This window comes from Hydrogenivirga caldilitoris, assembly GCF_003664005.1.
Lineage (GTDB): Bacteria > Aquificota > Aquificia > Aquificales > Aquificaceae > Hydrogenivirga > Hydrogenivirga caldilitoris.
The window spans coordinates 962,645-977,034 of sequence record NZ_RCCJ01000001.1 but is presented as its reverse complement, the minus strand read 5'-3'; the positions used below and the strand labels follow the sequence as shown (position 1 = coordinate 977,034).

Annotated in this window: 18 protein-coding genes; 16 read left to right on the top strand and 2 right to left on the bottom strand. The window is 50.2% G+C overall.

The genetic code is table 11. The features are described from left to right. Positions 1-36 precede the first annotated feature (36 nt). The gene (gene rplT, locus BCF55_RS05325) at positions 37-387 is read left to right on the top strand and encodes a 50S ribosomal protein L20 (protein WP_121011063.1); all 351 of its coding nucleotides are present in this window, start codon (positions 37-39) and stop codon (positions 385-387) included. Between the two features lie 2 nt (positions 388-389). Then, entirely contained in the window at positions 390-1,403 is a 1,014-nt protein-coding gene (gene pheS, locus BCF55_RS05320) for a phenylalanine--tRNA ligase subunit alpha (RefSeq protein WP_121011060.1), read from the top strand. Here the strand turns inward: pheS and BCF55_RS05315 are convergent. Further along, positions 1,390-2,049, bottom strand: coding sequence for a class I SAM-dependent methyltransferase (locus BCF55_RS05315; protein ID WP_121011057.1), 660 nt, complete (start codon positions 2,047-2,049; stop codon positions 1,390-1,392). The genes pheS and BCF55_RS05315 overlap by 14 nt on opposite strands. A gap of 72 nt (positions 2,050-2,121) precedes the next feature. On the opposite strand from BCF55_RS05315, the gene hypA reads away from it, so the two are divergent. From hypA to BCF55_RS05245, 14 genes are all read left to right on the top strand, one after another. Then, positions 2,122-2,490: a hydrogenase maturation nickel metallochaperone HypA gene (hypA, locus tag BCF55_RS05310; protein WP_121011054.1), complete on the top strand. Its 369-nt coding sequence runs from the start codon at positions 2,122-2,124 to the stop codon at positions 2,488-2,490. After that, positions 2,465-4,699 (top strand): carbamoyltransferase HypF, encoded by a 2,235-nt coding sequence (gene hypF / locus BCF55_RS05305; protein ID WP_121011051.1) that lies wholly within the window; start codon positions 2,465-2,467, stop codon positions 4,697-4,699. The genes hypA and hypF overlap by 26 nt, the downstream gene beginning before the upstream one ends. A gap of 41 nt (positions 4,700-4,740) precedes the next feature. Continuing rightward, entirely contained in the window at positions 4,741-5,490 is a 750-nt protein-coding gene (gene hypB / locus BCF55_RS05300; protein ID WP_121011048.1) for a hydrogenase nickel incorporation protein HypB, read from the top strand. Then, a complete protein-coding gene (locus BCF55_RS05295) occupies positions 5,490-6,068 on the top strand; it encodes a TetR/AcrR family transcriptional regulator (RefSeq protein ID WP_121011045.1) in 579 nt (192 codons plus the stop codon). The genes hypB and BCF55_RS05295 overlap by 1 nt, the downstream gene beginning before the upstream one ends. Positions 6,069-6,150: 82 nt before the next feature. Beyond that, positions 6,151-7,002: a GGDEF domain-containing protein gene (locus BCF55_RS05290; protein ID WP_121011042.1), complete on the top strand. Its 852-nt coding sequence runs from the start codon at positions 6,151-6,153 to the stop codon at positions 7,000-7,002. A 97-nt stretch (positions 7,003-7,099) separates the two neighbouring features. Further along, positions 7,100-8,158 (top strand): hydrogenase small subunit, encoded by a 1,059-nt coding sequence (locus tag BCF55_RS05285; RefSeq protein WP_121011039.1) that lies wholly within the window; start codon positions 7,100-7,102, stop codon positions 8,156-8,158. Positions 8,159-8,171: 13 nt separating this feature from the next. After that, positions 8,172-10,073 (top strand): nickel-dependent hydrogenase large subunit, encoded by a 1,902-nt coding sequence (locus BCF55_RS05280; protein ID WP_121011036.1) that lies wholly within the window; start codon positions 8,172-8,174, stop codon positions 10,071-10,073. Between the two features lie 13 nt (positions 10,074-10,086). Beyond that, a complete protein-coding gene (gene cybH / locus BCF55_RS05275) occupies positions 10,087-10,794 on the top strand; it encodes a Ni/Fe-hydrogenase, b-type cytochrome subunit (protein WP_121011033.1) in 708 nt (235 codons plus the stop codon). 13 nt (positions 10,795-10,807) lie between these two features. After that, positions 10,808-11,359, top strand: a complete 552-nt coding sequence (locus BCF55_RS05270) for a HupE/UreJ family protein (protein ID WP_121011030.1) — start codon at positions 10,808-10,810, stop codon at positions 11,357-11,359. After that, positions 11,356-11,847 (top strand): HyaD/HybD family hydrogenase maturation endopeptidase, encoded by a 492-nt coding sequence (locus BCF55_RS05265; protein WP_121011027.1) that lies wholly within the window; start codon positions 11,356-11,358, stop codon positions 11,845-11,847. The genes BCF55_RS05270 and BCF55_RS05265 overlap by 4 nt, the downstream gene beginning before the upstream one ends. Further along, complete coding sequence (locus BCF55_RS05260) at positions 11,837-12,175, top strand: thioredoxin domain-containing protein (protein ID WP_121011024.1); 339 nt, start codon at positions 11,837-11,839, stop codon at positions 12,173-12,175. Before BCF55_RS05265 ends, BCF55_RS05260 begins: the two co-directional genes overlap by 11 nt. After that, positions 12,169-12,579, top strand: coding sequence for a hydrogenase expression/formation protein (locus BCF55_RS05255; RefSeq protein ID WP_121011021.1), 411 nt, complete (start codon positions 12,169-12,171; stop codon positions 12,577-12,579). Before BCF55_RS05260 ends, BCF55_RS05255 begins: the two co-directional genes overlap by 7 nt. Beyond that, a complete protein-coding gene (locus BCF55_RS05250; protein WP_121011018.1) occupies positions 12,545-12,826 on the top strand; it encodes a 2Fe-2S iron-sulfur cluster-binding protein in 282 nt (93 codons plus the stop codon). The genes BCF55_RS05255 and BCF55_RS05250 overlap by 35 nt, the downstream gene beginning before the upstream one ends. A 104-nt stretch (positions 12,827-12,930) precedes the next feature. Continuing rightward, the gene (locus BCF55_RS05245; RefSeq protein ID WP_121011012.1) at positions 12,931-13,185 is read left to right on the top strand and encodes a hypothetical protein; all 255 of its coding nucleotides are present in this window, start codon (positions 12,931-12,933) and stop codon (positions 13,183-13,185) included. 1 nt (position 13,186) lies between these two features. Here BCF55_RS05245 and BCF55_RS05240 read toward each other — a convergent pair whose 3' ends face one another. Further along, positions 13,187-14,368, bottom strand: coding sequence for an MFS transporter (locus BCF55_RS05240; protein WP_170144755.1), 1,182 nt, complete (start codon positions 14,366-14,368; stop codon positions 13,187-13,189). Between the last annotated feature and the right edge of the window lie 22 nt (positions 14,369-14,390).

The following is a 14,390-nucleotide window of genomic DNA, read 5'->3' as shown; positions in this document are numbered from 1 at the left end:
GCTAAAATACTTCCTTCAGTCCAAGGAGGAAAGGATATGAGAGTTAAGGGACCCTCTTCAAGAAAGAGAAAGAAGAAGATACTCAAGCTTGCCAAGGGCTACAGGGGAATGAGGCATACCTCTTACAGAAGGGCTAAAGAAGCTGTAATGAGAGCCCTCTACTACGAGTACAGGGACAGGAGACAGAGGAAAAGGGAATTCAGAAGGCTCTGGATAGCTAGGATAAATGCAGCGGTTAGACCATACGGACTCAGCTACAGCAAGTTTATAAACGGACTAAAGAAGGCAGGGATAGAGTTGGACAGGAAAATCCTTGCAGATATGGCTGTCAGAGACCCTGAAGGTTTCACCAAGATTGTGGAAAAGGCAAAGGCTGCCCTTGCCTGAGTATGAACGATTTAGAAGACATAAAGGAATCCGCTTTAAGGGATATAGCCTCAGCTTCTAACCTTCAGGAGCTTCAGGGTGTTCGTTCAAAGTATCTTGGAAAGAAGGGTCTTATAAGTATTGCCCTTAAAGCTATAAAGGAAATACCACCTGAGCAGAGAAAGGACTACGGAAAGAAAGTCAACGAACTTAAGGAACTGGTTGAGGAAAAGCTCAAGGAAAGGGAAAAGGAGTTAAAAAACAGGGAGCTTGAGGATAAACTCTCCAGAGAATGGTTAGACCTCACAATCCCAATAAAGGGAACTGTTGGCAGCCTACATCCTATAACCGTAACCCTTGAAAGGATCGTAAACATATTCCGTGGAATGGGCTTTACCGTTGAGGAGGGACCGGAAATTGAACTTGAGAAGTACAACTTTGACATGCTCAACATACCCACTGACCATCCTGCAAGGGAGATGCAAGACACCTTCTACGTGAACAAGCCCGGCTACCTCCTGAGAACCCACACTTCCCCTGTACAGATAAGGACGATGCTTAAGCGAAAACCCCCGATACAGATGATAGCTCCGGGAAAAGTTTACAGAAGGGACGACGATCCCACTCACTCTCCCATGTTTCACCAGGTTGAAGGTCTGGTTGTCAACGAGTATGCAAACTTCAGACATATGAAGTACGTTATAGAGGAGTTCCTGAGAGAGTTCTTCCAGACAAACCTGCCGGTGAGATTCAGAACTTCGTACTTTCCCTTCACCGAGCCGTCAGCAGAGGTTGATATAGGTTGCGTTATATGTTCTCAGGAAGGGTGCAGGGTGTGTAAGGAAACGGGATGGCTTGAGGTTATGGGCTGTGGGATGGTTCATCCGAATGTACTTGAAGCCTGCGGAATAGACACAGAGCTCTACCAGGGTTTTGCCTTTGGTATGGGCGTAGAGAGACTTGCCATGCTCTTATACGGCATAGACAACATAAAACTCTTCTACGAGAACGATATAAGGTTCATCAGGCAGTTTTAGCAAATACGAGAATCTGTATGATTCCGAAGAGTCTTTTACCTACGTACTCATTCTTGAATCCAGCAGAATCAAACATCTGCTTGACCTCGTCTATGCTGTAACTCTCCTCCACGGAGTGTATGAAGAAGCTCCACTTGTCCCTTCCAAATATCAAGAGTCCTATAGGTTTCAGTAAAGTTTTCATCAAAAAGAGCACTGCGGGTGTGCCTCTGAACCTCCCTATGTCTATTATCCCTACCCTCCCACCGCTCTCCAGGACCCTGTTCGCTTCCTGAATAAAAGAGCGCTTATCCTCAAGGTGCCTGAAAACCAGGGAGAGGGATATATTTTTAAAACTCCCTTCCTTGAAGGGAAGGCTCTCTCCGAGGGACTGAACAAAGTAACAACTCCGACATTTATTTTTAGCTACCAAAAGCATACCAAAGGCGGGGTCTATGCCAACACGGGAACCCTGATAAGACTCTCCAAGCTTTATAAGAACCTCACCTGTTCCGGTTCCAACGTCAAGCCAGTTTCCTTCAGAGTGCATTCTGGAAATCAACTCCCTCTGCCACCTGTGAATCCTGCCCATTGTGGCTATGGTGAGAAACCTGTCGTATACCCTGCTTATCTGGGAGAATATATCAGCAACAACACTGTACTTCACAGGTTTAGATTTTACTTCAGTGAGGATGTATAGTTATTGAAAGGTCATTCACCGGAACTTATCTTCTGATTTATGCACGAGTTTTCCATAGTTCAAAGTCTTTTGGGACTAATTGAAAAGCATGCAAGGGAAAACAGAGCCAGCTCTGTAACGAAGGTGGTCATTCAAGTGGGGGTGTTATCCGGTGTTGAACCTCATCTATTGGATATAGCTTTCAATACCTTTAAAGAAGGAACTATAGCCAGCGGCGCTGAGCTTGTTATAGAGGTTGAACCCCTCAGAATTCTTTGCTTGGATTGCAATGGGGAGTTTACAAAGGAAGAGTTAAGCGCTGTCTGCCCAAACTGTAACTCACTGAACACAAAGGTTACCGGCGGGGAAGACCTCTTTCTCAAAAGTATGGAGATGGAATGCGATGAAGAGGCTCAGGATAAGGCTTAACGGCACAGTTCAGGGGGTCGGCTTCAGACCCTTCGTCTACAGGATAGCCAAGGAGCTCGGGCTTAAAGGTTACGTCCTGAACGACTCCTTCGGTGTTGAGATAGAGGCGGAGGGAAAGAAGGAACTCCTTGATACTTTTCTAAAGAGACTTAACGAGGAGAAGCCACCTCTGGCAAGGATTTACTCCCAGGAGATTGAGTTTCTTGAACCCCTCGGCTATACGGATTTTGAGATAAGGGAGAGCAAAGAAGAGGGAAAGAAGGAGGTTCTTATCCTCCCCGACATAGCCACCTGTGAGGACTGCCTGAGAGAACTTTTTGATCCTAAGGACAGACGCTACCTTTACCCCTTCATAAACTGCACCAACTGCGGACCGAGGTTCACAATTATAGAGAAACTCCCTTACGACAGACCCAACACCACCATGAAGGTCTTTGATATGTGTCCCAATTGCAGGAGGGAGTATGAAGACCCTCTAAACAGGAGGTTCCACGCCCAGCCCAACGCCTGCCCTGTCTGCGGTCCCTGGGTGAGCCTCTACGACAGAGAAGGTAATCTGATAGCGGAGAGGGAGGAAGCTATAGAGCTGCTGCTGGAAGCCATAATGGAGGGAAAGATAGTTGCCGTGAAAGGTGTAGGCGGGTTTCACCTCATATGCGATGCCCGAAAGGAAGAAAGTGTAAGAACGCTGAGGGAGAGAAAGAGAAGACAGGAAAAGCCCTTCGCCGTTATGTTCAGAGACCTTAAGCAGGTGGAGGAGCACGCAGAACCGACAGAGCTTGAAAAGGGTCTCCTTATCTCCCCTGAGAGACCGATAGTTCTCGTTAAGAAAAGGAGGGAACTTGCCCCCTCCGTTGCCCCCGGTCTGAGCAGGGTAGGTGCTTTTCTACCTTACTCTCCCCTCCACCACATAATCCTCAGAAGGCTCGGCTTTCCCGTTGTGGCGACCTCGGGGAACCTCTCGGACGAACCCATAGTCAAGGACAACGATGAAGCCCTTGAGAAGCTCTCCCAGTTTGCAGACATCATACTCCTTCACAACAGGGAGATAAGGAGAAGGTGCGACGACTCGGTTGTAAAGGTTATAGGCGGTATCCCGACTCCAATAAGGAGGTCAAGGGGATACGCTCCCCTACCCGTCAGACTTCCTTTCAAACTACCTAAGAAGGTTTTGGCGGTTGGAGGAATGCTCAAGAACACCTTCGCCCTCGGAATGGGAGACAGGGCGATCCTGAGCCAGCACATAGGGGATGTGGAGAACTTAACGACCTTAGAGGCTTTTGAGGAGGCGGTCTTTGACCTTATGGAGCTTTACGAGTTTGAGCCTGAAGTTATCGTCTGCGACCTCCACCCGAGGTATGAAACGACGAGATGGGCTGAGGAGTTTTCCCAGGAAAAGGGAATACCTCTTCTAAAGGTTCAGCACCACTACGCCCATGTGCTCTCCTGTATGGCTGAGAACAGTATAGAGGGTAAGGTTCTCGGTATAGCCTGGGACGGGACTGGATACGGAGAGGACGGGACGCTCTGGGGAGGAGAGTTTCTGCTCTGCGATTATAGAAGTTACGAGAGAGCTTTTTACTTCAAACCCTTCAGACTTATAGGCGGGGAGAAGGTGGTCAAGGAGCCCAGGAGGGTAGCACTCTCAATACTCTTTGAACTCTTCGGAGAGGAAGGGATAAATATAGTACTGGAAAGGCTGGGTGAGTTCTCGGAGAGGGAGATAATCAACCTTTACAGAAGCTGGGAAAGGGGGATAAACTCTCCCTACTCCTCTTCAGTGGGGAGGCTCTTTGACGGGGTTGCTTCCTTACTCGGTATAAGGCAGGTTCTCAGCTACGAAGGTCAGGCTGCGATGATGATAGAAGACCTTTACGATTCAGGGATTAAGGATAGCTTTCCCTATGAGATTGAAGGGAGTCAGATTAACTGGGCTCCCATCTTCCTCTCCCTTCTGGAGGAGGAAAACCCAAAGGTTGCCGCCTCCAAGTTTATAAACACCTTAGTCCGTATAGCCCTGGACGTGGCTCGGAGGGTGGGGGAAGAAAGGGTATGTCTCTCCGGAGGTGTTATGCAGAACGACCCCCTCGTCTCCAAGATAAGGGAACTTCTGGAGGAGAACGGTTTTAAGGTATATACCCACCAGAGGGTTCCTCCCAACGACGGGGGTATAAGTTTAGGGCAGGTGGTTTGCTCCTCAGAGAAGTAGGGTTTATATTATTGGTGAACGGATATTCAGGAGGTCGGGATATGTGCAGGGATTGCGGATGTTCTATAACGGAGCATAATCATGAGCATGAGCACGGACACCACCATCACCACAACCCAGAGCTCGGTGACAAAAAGACCATTGAGGTTCTGATCAAAATCCTTGACGCCAACGACAGACAGGCTCAGTCAAACAGGGAACACTTTGAGGAGCATGGCATCTTAGCAATAAACCTCATGAGCTCCCCGGGAGCGGGGAAGACAACGCTCCTTGAGAGGACGATAGAGCTTTTAAAGGATGAGCTGAGGATAGGTGTGATAGAGGGAGACCTTGAGACCAACAGGGACGCTGAGAGGATAAGGGCGAAGGGAGTTCCTGCCTATCAGATAACCACCGGTCAAGCCTGTCATCTTGATGCCTTCATGGTTCATGAGGGGATTCACCACCTTCCCCTTGAGGAACTGGACGTGGTGTTCATAGAGAACGTGGGTAACCTCGTCTGTCCGGCATCCTACGATGTTGGAGCGCACGTAAACGTTGTTTTGCTATCCACCACCGAAGGGGACGACAAGCCGGAGAAGTATCCGGTCATGTTCAGGAGTGCGGAGCTTATGCTCATAACGAAGATAGACCTCCTGCCTTACATGGACTTTGACGTGGAGAGAGCCGTAGCCTCAGCCAGGAGAGTAAACCCTAAGCTTGATATAATCAAGGTTTCCTCCAAGACGGGAGAAGGCTTTGACCTGTGGCTTGACTTTATAAGGTCAAAGAGGAGGCTGAGGGTCGGGTGATGGCAGCGAAGAAGAGGCTTCAGATAATAAGGACAGCCTGCAGGCTCTTTGCCGAAAGGGGCTATTACAACACCACTATGCCCGACATAGCCGCCGAACTCGGCATGAGCGTCGGGAATCTATACAACTACTTTGAATCCAAAGAGGAGCTCGCCAAGGAGGTTATGCTGACAGTATCCCGCTGGGTTGCTGAAAGGCTCAGGAGTATAAACGAGAAGGACATTCCCACTGAAGAGAAGATAAGAGAGCTGGTAAGAAATTTCTTTGAGATATCCCTTCAAGAGCCTGAGCTGATAGACTACTTTCTGAGGGTCTTTTTATCCAACAGGGAGGTCTTTAAAGAAGGGTGCGAAGGTTTCGCCTGTGTGGGAGAGGTTGTGACGGAGGTGATGATACTTCTCTCAAATGGAGTGGAGAGAGGGGAGCTCAGGAATCAGGACTTCTTCTCCGCCTTCGTGACGGTGATGGGTCCGATGGGAGGGATAGTTTTCCTTCACGGAGAGGGGGTTCTGGAAAAACCTCTGATGGATTACGCCGAGCCTATAGCAGAGAACATATGGAACGCCCTAAAAGTATAAAGTCTTTTTATTTAGCTATAAAGGTGATTAATTGCGTTGCGCGGAGTGATAATTTACCCTTTCTGATGAAAGGAGGGGAGCCATGAGTTTGCTTGAAAAGGCAAAGAAGGAGGGGGTTATAAGGTACGTAAACAGCCTTCCCTTTCCTGCTTTGGTGGTGGATTCCAACTACGAAGTAGTTTTATTGAACGAAAGTGCTCTTGATAGGTTCAGAGCAAATCTATTTAGTAAAAAGTGTTACGAGCTTACCCATGGTATAGACCGCCCCTGCTGGGAGGTTTTCGGAGAGGACGCCTGCCCGGTCAAGAAACTCCAGTTTAGAGAGGAACCCTACGCCTATCACGAACACAAAAACTCCAAACTACACCTGCTCGTGGCAGGCAAGCTTGACGAAGACCTTTTCATAGAACTCCATATTGACGGGTACATAGAGAGCCTTATAAAAGAGCTCAAGTTTTTAGCCGAGATAGACACCCTTACGGGTGTTTACAACAGAAGAAAGATAGAGGAAATCTTAGAGGGTGAAATAGAAAGGTCAAAGAGATACGGAAATCCTCTCTCCGTGATACTTATAGATATAGACAACTTCAAACAGCTCAACGACACTTACGGACATCAAACAGGTGACATGGTTTTAAAAGAGATAGTGAGTGTTATAAGGGAGAGCTTGAGGAAGACCGACTATCTGGGCAGGTTAGGAGGTGAAGAGTTCTTGGTAATCCTTCCCGAAACAACTCCAGAGAGGGCAAAGCTTGTTGCGGAGAGGATACGCAAAGACATAGAGAACCTTGACCTCAGGGTTGGAAAGATAACCGTTAGTGCGGGCGTTACGGGTTTGAAGAAGGGGGATACTGTGGAGACCCTGATGAACAGGGTTGACAGAGCTATGTATCTTGCAAAGGAAAAGGGGAAGAACAGGACGGAAGTTTTATAAGAAGTTCTTATACATTTCCTAAAAACTTCTTTCTTGACAGGGAGGTTTTGAGTAAAATCATAATATTGAATGATTGTTCATTTAAAGGAGGTGAGGTATGGAAACCTTCTGGGATACCTTTAAAAGGCACGGGGTTAGTCGGAGGGACTTTCTAAAGTTTGCGACCACTATAACGGGGATGATGGGTCTCGCTCCCACGATGATACCGGAGGTTGTCCGAGCGATGGAGACTAAGCCGAGGGTTCCCGTCATATGGATACACGGACTTGAGTGCACCTGCTGCTCCGAGTCCTTCATAAGGTCCGCAACCCCTTTAGCCTCGGACGTGGTTCTATCAATGATTTCCCTTGAATACGATGATACCCTCTCCGCCGCTGCGGGAGAACCTCTTGAGGAGCACAGGAAGAAGATAATGAAGGAGTATTGGGGTAACTACATACTCGCCGTTGAGGGAAACCCACCCCTCGGTGAGGACGGTATGTACTGCATAGTTGCCGGAAAGCCCTTCCTTGAGCACCTTAAGGAGTCCGCCGAGGGGGCAAAGGCGATAATAGCCTGGGGTTCCTGTGCCTCCTGGGGATGCGTTCAGGCTGCAAAGCCCAATCCCACAACCGCCGTTCCCGTTGATAAGGTCATAACCAACAAGCCCATTATAAAGGTTCCCGGCTGTCCCCCGATAGCGGAGGTGATGACGGGCGTCGTAATGTACCTTGTCCTCTTTGACAGGATTCCACCCTTAGACTCTCAGGGAAGACCCAAGATGTTCTACGGCAACAGGATACACGACACCTGTTACAGGAGAGCATTCTTCAACGCAGGGCAGTTCGTTGAGAGGTTTGACGATGAGAACGCAAAGAAGGGATGGTGCCTGTACAAGGTCGGGTGCAGGGGACCCACGACCTACAACCAGTGTGGAAGCATAAGGTGGTACAACGGACTCTCCTATCCCATACAGGCAGGTCACGGATGCATAGGCTGTGCGGAGAAGGACTTCTGGGACAACGGACCCTTCTATCAGAGGTTAACCAGCATACCTGTTCCCAAGCAGGAGGCTGACGCCGATAAGGTTGGAGCTGCCGTCGCCGCTGCCGCCGTCGGTGGTGCGATTATCCACGGTGTAGCTTCCAAGATAAGAAACTCTGGTAAGAAAGAGTAAGGAGGTTTGAGTTATGAAGAGGGTGGTTGTTGACCCGGTAACGAGGATCGAGGGACATTTAAGGATTGAGCTTATCGTTGATGAGAAGACTGGAAAGGTCAAGGACGCCGTCTCGGCAGGGACGATGTGGAGGGGAATAGAGCTTATACTCAGAGGTAGGGACCCCAGAGACGCCTGGGCTTTCGCCCAGAGGATATGCGGTGTGTGCACCTCTATCCACGCCTACGCCTCGGTCAGATGCGTTGAGGATGCCCTTGGGATAAGGATACCCAAGAACGCCAACTACATAAGGAACATAATGTACGGAACTCTTCAGGCTCACGACCACACCGTCCACTTCTACCACCTCCACGCCTTAGACTGGGTTTCTCCGGTGGAAGCCCTAAAGGCTGACCCCGTTGCCACCGCTGCACTCCAGAACAAGCTCCTTGAGAAGTACGGAGGGATAGCGGAGCTGATGCCCGACCCTCTCGGGCACAGAGCCTATCCGAGGAAATTCCCGAAGGCTACACCCGGTTACTTCAGAGCATTTCAGGAGAAGATTAAAAAGCTCGTTGAGAGCGGACAGCTCGGTATATTCGCCGCCCACTGGTGGGACCATCCCGACTACAAGCTCCTACCTCCTGAGGTTCACCTGATGGCAGTAGCCCACTACCTGAACATGCTGGACGTTCAGAGGGAGCTCTTCATTCCACAGGTGGTCTTTGGAGGTAAGAACCCTCATCCCCACTATATAGTTGGAGGTATGATGTGCTCCATATCAATGGACGACATGAACGCACCCATAAACGCCGAGAAGCTCGCTGTGGTTGAGGACGCCATATACACTCAGGCTGAGGCTGTGAACCTCTTCTACCTCGTAGACCTCCTTGCAATAGGGCACATATACGTTCAGAAGGGATGGACCTACGGTGGGGGTCTCGCCAAGAAGAGGGTTCTCGGATACGGAGAGTTCCCCGACGAGCCCTACGACGACATAAAGGGGGGAGATTACCACAACAAGATTCTCTACCACTCCAACGGAGTAGTTGAAGACTTCGCCCTCGGAGTTGATAAAGCCAAGTACTATCCGATGGTAGGTAAGGACTTCACCGACCCTGAAGTAATTCAAGAGTTCGTTGCCCACTCCTGGTACAAGTATCCCGACGAGAGCAAGGGACTCCACCCCTGGGAAGGGATAACCGAACCCAACTACACTGGACCCAAGGAGGGAACCAAGACCCACTGGAAGTATCTGGACGAGCAGGGTAAGTACTCATGGCTCAAGTCACCAAGATGGAGAGGAAAGCCCTGTGAGGTTGGACCTTTAGCGAGATACATAATCACCTACACCGCCGTAAAGCAGGGGCACATAAAGCCGAGCTGGATGGACGAACTCATAGTCAACCAGATAGACACGGTTTCCAAGGTTCTCGGAGTGCCTCCCCACGTGTGGCTCCCCACCACGGTGGGAAGGACGGCAGCGAGAGGTCTTGAGGCTCAGGTCGGTGTTGCGGCAAACCTCTACTTCTTCAAGAAGCTTATAGACAACATTAAAGCCGGAGATACGGCGGTTGCCAACATGGAGAAGTGGGAGCCCGAAAAGTGGCCCAAGGAGGCTAAGGGTGTGGGCATAACGGAAGCCCCAAGGGGAGCCCTCGGACACTGGGTGATAATCAAAGACGGGAAGATAGAGAACTACCAGTGCGTTGTCCCTACCACTTGGAACGGCTCTCCGAGAGACCCCATGGGCGGTCAGGGAGCCTTTGAGGAGTGCATGAAGGACACGGTTGTCAAGGTTCCGGAGAAGCCCGTGGAGGTTCTGAAGGGCATTCACTCCTTTGACCCCTGTCTCGCTTGCTCAACCCACCTTTACGACACTGAGGGGAACGAGATAGTTGAGGTCAAGGTTCAGGGCGGAATTCCCGCCTGCTGATGGGAGGTGAGCTATGGACGTAAGGGAAGCTAAGAAGATATACATCTTCAGTCCCGGACTCAGGATATGGCACTGGGTGAACTTCCTCACGATAATAACTCTCTTCGTAACGGGGCTCTACATAGGGAGAGCCTTCTTCCTCGGACCGACAGGTGTTGAGGCTACCTACGCTTACGAGGAAGGGCTGACGATGGGGCTAATCAGGAAAGTTCACTTCATAGCGGGCTACGTCCTCCTCGCGAGCTTTATCTTCCGCCTGATAATAGCCATCTTCAGCAAGAGAGACAGGCTCGTCCTCCCTACGGTCTGGAGGAAAGATTACTGGATAGGGATTAAGGAGATAACCCTGAAATACCTCCTCTTCATGAGGGACGACGAAGGGCACGAGTATATAAGGAACGCCTGCGCAAGGACGGTTTACCCCCTCGTTTACCTCGCCATACTCTTCATGATAGTTACGGGTTTTGCCATGTACGGTATGTCCAATCCGAATGGCTTCTGGGCTGGTCTCTTCGGATGGATAATATGGCTCCTCGGGGGAGAGTTTCCCACCCACATGTGGCATCACTGGGTCGCCTGGCTCATAATAATATTTGCGGTGCTTCACGTTTACTTCGTCGTGAGGGAGGAGGCTATAAAGAAGAACGGGGAGCTCTCTTCAATGTTTAACGGCTACAAGGTCTTTGAGAAAGAGCCAGTGGATATTGAGGATATAAAGTAAAGGAGGTCCTGTCATGAGAAAGTTTGTATTTGCACTGTTCGTGAGCACGGGGATGGCGCTGGCTCACCCTGGACACGTTCACTACGGAAGCGGCTCCTTCTCTTCGGGATTCCTTCACCCTCTGAGCGGTGTTGACCACCTGAGCGTTGCCGTCGCCGTCGGTCTGTGGGGGGCTTACCTGCTTGGGATAAGAGCCTTAATCCCCGTTTCCATCTTTTTAGCTTCTATGCTCGGAGGAACGCTCTTAGGTCTCGGGGGAGTCCCCGTTCCTGGCGGAGAGGTAGGAGCCCTCCTTTCCATCGTGGCTATGGGACTGCTCCTCCTTACAAAGAGAATCGGTCTTAGTGTAGCCTTACCCCTGATAGCCCTTTCTGGAATTGTCCACGGAAATCTCCACGGACTTGAGGCACCGGCTCTGCATAGCCCTGCCCTCTACGTGCTCGGGTTACTTCTCTCAACAACGATGCTACACCTCTCTGGTATGGCTGTCGGAAGCCTCATGAGGGAAAGGTATGTGAAACTCGCCGGTGCGGCACTTCTTGCCCTCGCGGTTGCCCTGATATGATTACCGTTCTCGGCATCGGGAACATACTCCTGAGCGATGAGGGTCTCGGGGTAAGGGCTTTAGAGAGGTTGGGAGAGCTGTATGAGTTCCCCGAGGAGGTTCGGCTCATGGACGGGGGGACCCTCGGGATAGACCTCCTTTACCACCTTGAAGGAGTAAGCAAGCTCTTAGTTCTTGACGCCGTATCCGGAGGGAAGCCCCCCGGGACCCTTTACGTCATTAAAGGAGAAGAGGTGAAGAGCTACTTCAGAAGGAAGGTCTCCATGCACGAGATAGGATTTCAGGAGGTTCTCGCACTGATGGAGGTGATGGGAAAGCCAATTCCCGAGATAGTTGTTATGGGAATAGAGCCCAAGAGTTTTGAACTCAGCACGGAGCTAACACCGGAGGTGGAGGAGAAGATACCGGAACTGATAGAGAGAGCCTTAGAACAGTTGAAGGAGTGGGGTGTTGAGGTGAAGGAGAAGGAGGTCCTCGGTGAGGCTTGAGGAGTTGAAAAGGCTATCGGCGGATGAGCTCGGAAAGCTTATAACGGAGAAAAGGAACTTTGTTCTCTACGTCCGCTCGGAGAAGGACAGGGAGAAGATAAAGGAGATATTTGACGTTGATGTGGTCTTCCCGGAGCTTGCCCGGAGTTTTCCAGACCTTGAGTTTTACGTCGTTGATATCGGTGATGCTAAAGAACTTTTGAAGGAGCTCGGCGTCCTCTTTGCTCCGGTGGTGCTTGTTATCAGGGAAGGAAAACCGGTGAAAAAGCTGGAAGGTATAAAGAGCTGGGCTGAATACACCTCCGCCGTGGGAGAGCTCCTATGCTGATGAATGCCGTCCCCATACTAACGGAAATTTTACAGGCTCTGAAAGACTTCCTTGAGAAGGGAGAGACCCATACTATTTACATAAACAAGGTTCCCATAACTCCTGAAGATAGGGAAGCAATACTTGACACCCTCGGAGAGGGTCAGGTCAGGATATATTACGAGTCTAAAACCCAGCCCGCCGAGTGGAAGGAGACGGGGATATACGGGGTGTGGATAGGGATAATTTACGACAGGGATAAGAAACCTGTTCTTGAAACGATAGAGATAACCGACTTTCCGAGGCTCGCAGCCTCTCAGAGGGAGGACATTGAGGAAGCGGTGAGGGTTCTGGAGGAAAGGCTGAAGGAGGTAAAGAGGCTTGCCCAAGGTGAGGGTTCTGAACCTCGGCAGTCAGGAATTTGAGGGTATAGAAAACCAGAGCATCATGGATGTGCTGTACAGGCACGGCTACGAACTTGATAGTGCCTGTGGCGGGCACGGGCAGTGCACCTCCTGTAAGGTCATAGTCCTTGAGGGTATGGAGAACCTCTATCCGCCGGAGTTTGAAGAGGCTGAAACCATAGAGGAGAAAGGACTTGAGGAAAACGAAAGGCTCGCATGTCAGGCTAAGCTGAACGGGAAGGGGGACGTAGTTATCTACCTTCCTTAACCTGTTGTCAAGTTTTTCAAGTTTTGTGACAGTCCTCATAGAAATAATACCCCTTCTTGGTTGAAAATTATTATCAGTTAAAAATTATTATGGAGGTTAGAAAGATGAAAGGTTTTGTATTTGCATTGCTTGCTGGAGCTGGTGTGGTTCTTGCCGTTGAGAGGGACCCCTATCACGGAGAGGGTGCCTTCTGGCTTCCTGGAGATATAAAGAGGGAATGCGTGAAAGATATTCCTGCCTACGAATATAAAGGTGAAGGAGCCTTCTGGCTTCCAGGAGAGAAAGAAAGGGAAGATACCGACTTTGAGGTAAAGGGTAAAAGATACTCCGGGGAAGGCGCTTTCTGGCTTCCCCTCTGAGCTATCTCTTCCAGCATCCTAATATGAGAAGGGCTCCAAGGAAAGCCATTAAGGCTGAGAAGTTTATGGCGTTCTGCCAGCCGAAGGACTGAGCTATCAGGGGTGTAAGGGTGGGAGATATGGTCCCGCCCAGGTTCGCCCCTGTGTTCATTATCCCCGATATCTTCCCTGCGTTGGGATTGGAAAACTCTATGGGAAGAGCCCAGTAGGCTCCGAGGGATAGGAAGAGGAAGAAGGCTCCGGCGGAAAGGTTGAAAACGGCAGTCAGGTTACCCTCAGAAGCCCCTCCGAGAAGAATGAAAAACCCTGCAAGGCTCATACCTGACACCACCACGAGAACTCTTCCGACGTTTAGCCCGAACCTCTCCCTCAACCTGTCGCTCATATATCCACCGATAAAAGACCCTGCCGTTAGAGATACGAAGGGAAGCATGCTCAGGAGTGCACTTTCCTTCAGGTTTATACCCCTCACCTCGTTAAGGTAGAGGAAGAACCAGGAGTAGTAAACGTAAACGATGTACCCGAAGGTGGAGTAACTCAGTGTGAGGAACCAGACCTCCTTCCTTTTCAAAACCTGCAGGAAGTTGCCTCTCTCTTCAATCTTCTTACTTCCTTTCTCACTCACCGAAACCCACCACAGGAAAGCGAGCAGAATTCCGAGGAGAGCGGAGAGGTAGAAAGCCCACCTCCAGCCGAGGCTCTCCATTACCAGGACCACAAAGGGAGGTGTCAGAGCGGCGCCCACACCTATACCGCCTATTGAGATACCCATTCCCAAGCCTTTCTTGTCCTCCGGAAGCTCCGAGGCTACTATCCTGTTGTAGGAGGGGAAGGCTGCCGCTTCACCAGCACCTACGAGAAACCTGACGAGAACGAGAAAGGGCAGGACGGAAAATCCGAGGGAAAGGGCTATATCACCTGCCACACCCGTAAGGGCGGTAAAAACCGACCACCATATTAGGGCTACAAAGAGGGTGAGTTTACCTCCGAACCTGTCGGCGAAAGCTCCGCCGGGCAGTTGAAAGAGGGCGTATCCCAGGACGAAGGAGGAGAAGAGAACCCCCATCCTTACCGGGTCTATCCCGTACTCCTCCATGAGTCCCTTACCCGCAACGGCTATGTTTATCCTGTCTATATAGGAAACAGAGCTTATGAGGAAGAGTAAAGTTAGAAGTTTTAACACATAAATTAGTTTACTGTGGGCT

What these genes read in the sequence shown, in the direction of transcription:
- rplT (WP_121011063.1), top strand. Translation starts at nt 37, where the DNA reads ATGAGAGTTAAGGGACCCTCTTCAAGAAAGAGAAAGAAGAAGATACTC.
- pheS (WP_121011060.1), top strand. Translation starts at nt 390, where the DNA reads ATGAACGATTTAGAAGACATAAAGGAATCCGCTTTAAGGGATATAGCC.
- hypA (WP_121011054.1), top strand. Translation starts at nt 2,122, where the DNA reads ATGCACGAGTTTTCCATAGTTCAAAGTCTTTTGGGACTAATTGAAAAG.
- hypF (WP_121011051.1), top strand. Translation starts at nt 2,465, where the DNA reads ATGAAGAGGCTCAGGATAAGGCTTAACGGCACAGTTCAGGGGGTCGGC.
- hypB (WP_121011048.1), top strand. Translation starts at nt 4,741, where the DNA reads ATGTGCAGGGATTGCGGATGTTCTATAACGGAGCATAATCATGAGCAT.
- BCF55_RS05295 (WP_121011045.1), top strand. Translation starts at nt 5,490, where the DNA reads ATGGCAGCGAAGAAGAGGCTTCAGATAATAAGGACAGCCTGCAGGCTC.
- BCF55_RS05290 (WP_121011042.1), top strand. Translation starts at nt 6,151, where the DNA reads ATGAGTTTGCTTGAAAAGGCAAAGAAGGAGGGGGTTATAAGGTACGTA.
- BCF55_RS05285 (WP_121011039.1), top strand. Translation starts at nt 7,100, where the DNA reads ATGGAAACCTTCTGGGATACCTTTAAAAGGCACGGGGTTAGTCGGAGG.
- BCF55_RS05280 (WP_121011036.1), top strand. Translation starts at nt 8,172, where the DNA reads ATGAAGAGGGTGGTTGTTGACCCGGTAACGAGGATCGAGGGACATTTA.
- cybH (WP_121011033.1), top strand. Translation starts at nt 10,087, where the DNA reads ATGGACGTAAGGGAAGCTAAGAAGATATACATCTTCAGTCCCGGACTC.
- BCF55_RS05270 (WP_121011030.1), top strand. Translation starts at nt 10,808, where the DNA reads ATGAGAAAGTTTGTATTTGCACTGTTCGTGAGCACGGGGATGGCGCTG.
- BCF55_RS05265 (WP_121011027.1), top strand. Translation starts at nt 11,356, where the DNA reads ATGATTACCGTTCTCGGCATCGGGAACATACTCCTGAGCGATGAGGGT.
- BCF55_RS05255 (WP_121011021.1), top strand. Translation starts at nt 12,169, where the DNA reads ATGCTGATGAATGCCGTCCCCATACTAACGGAAATTTTACAGGCTCTG.
- BCF55_RS05245 (WP_121011012.1), top strand. Translation starts at nt 12,931, where the DNA reads ATGAAAGGTTTTGTATTTGCATTGCTTGCTGGAGCTGGTGTGGTTCTT.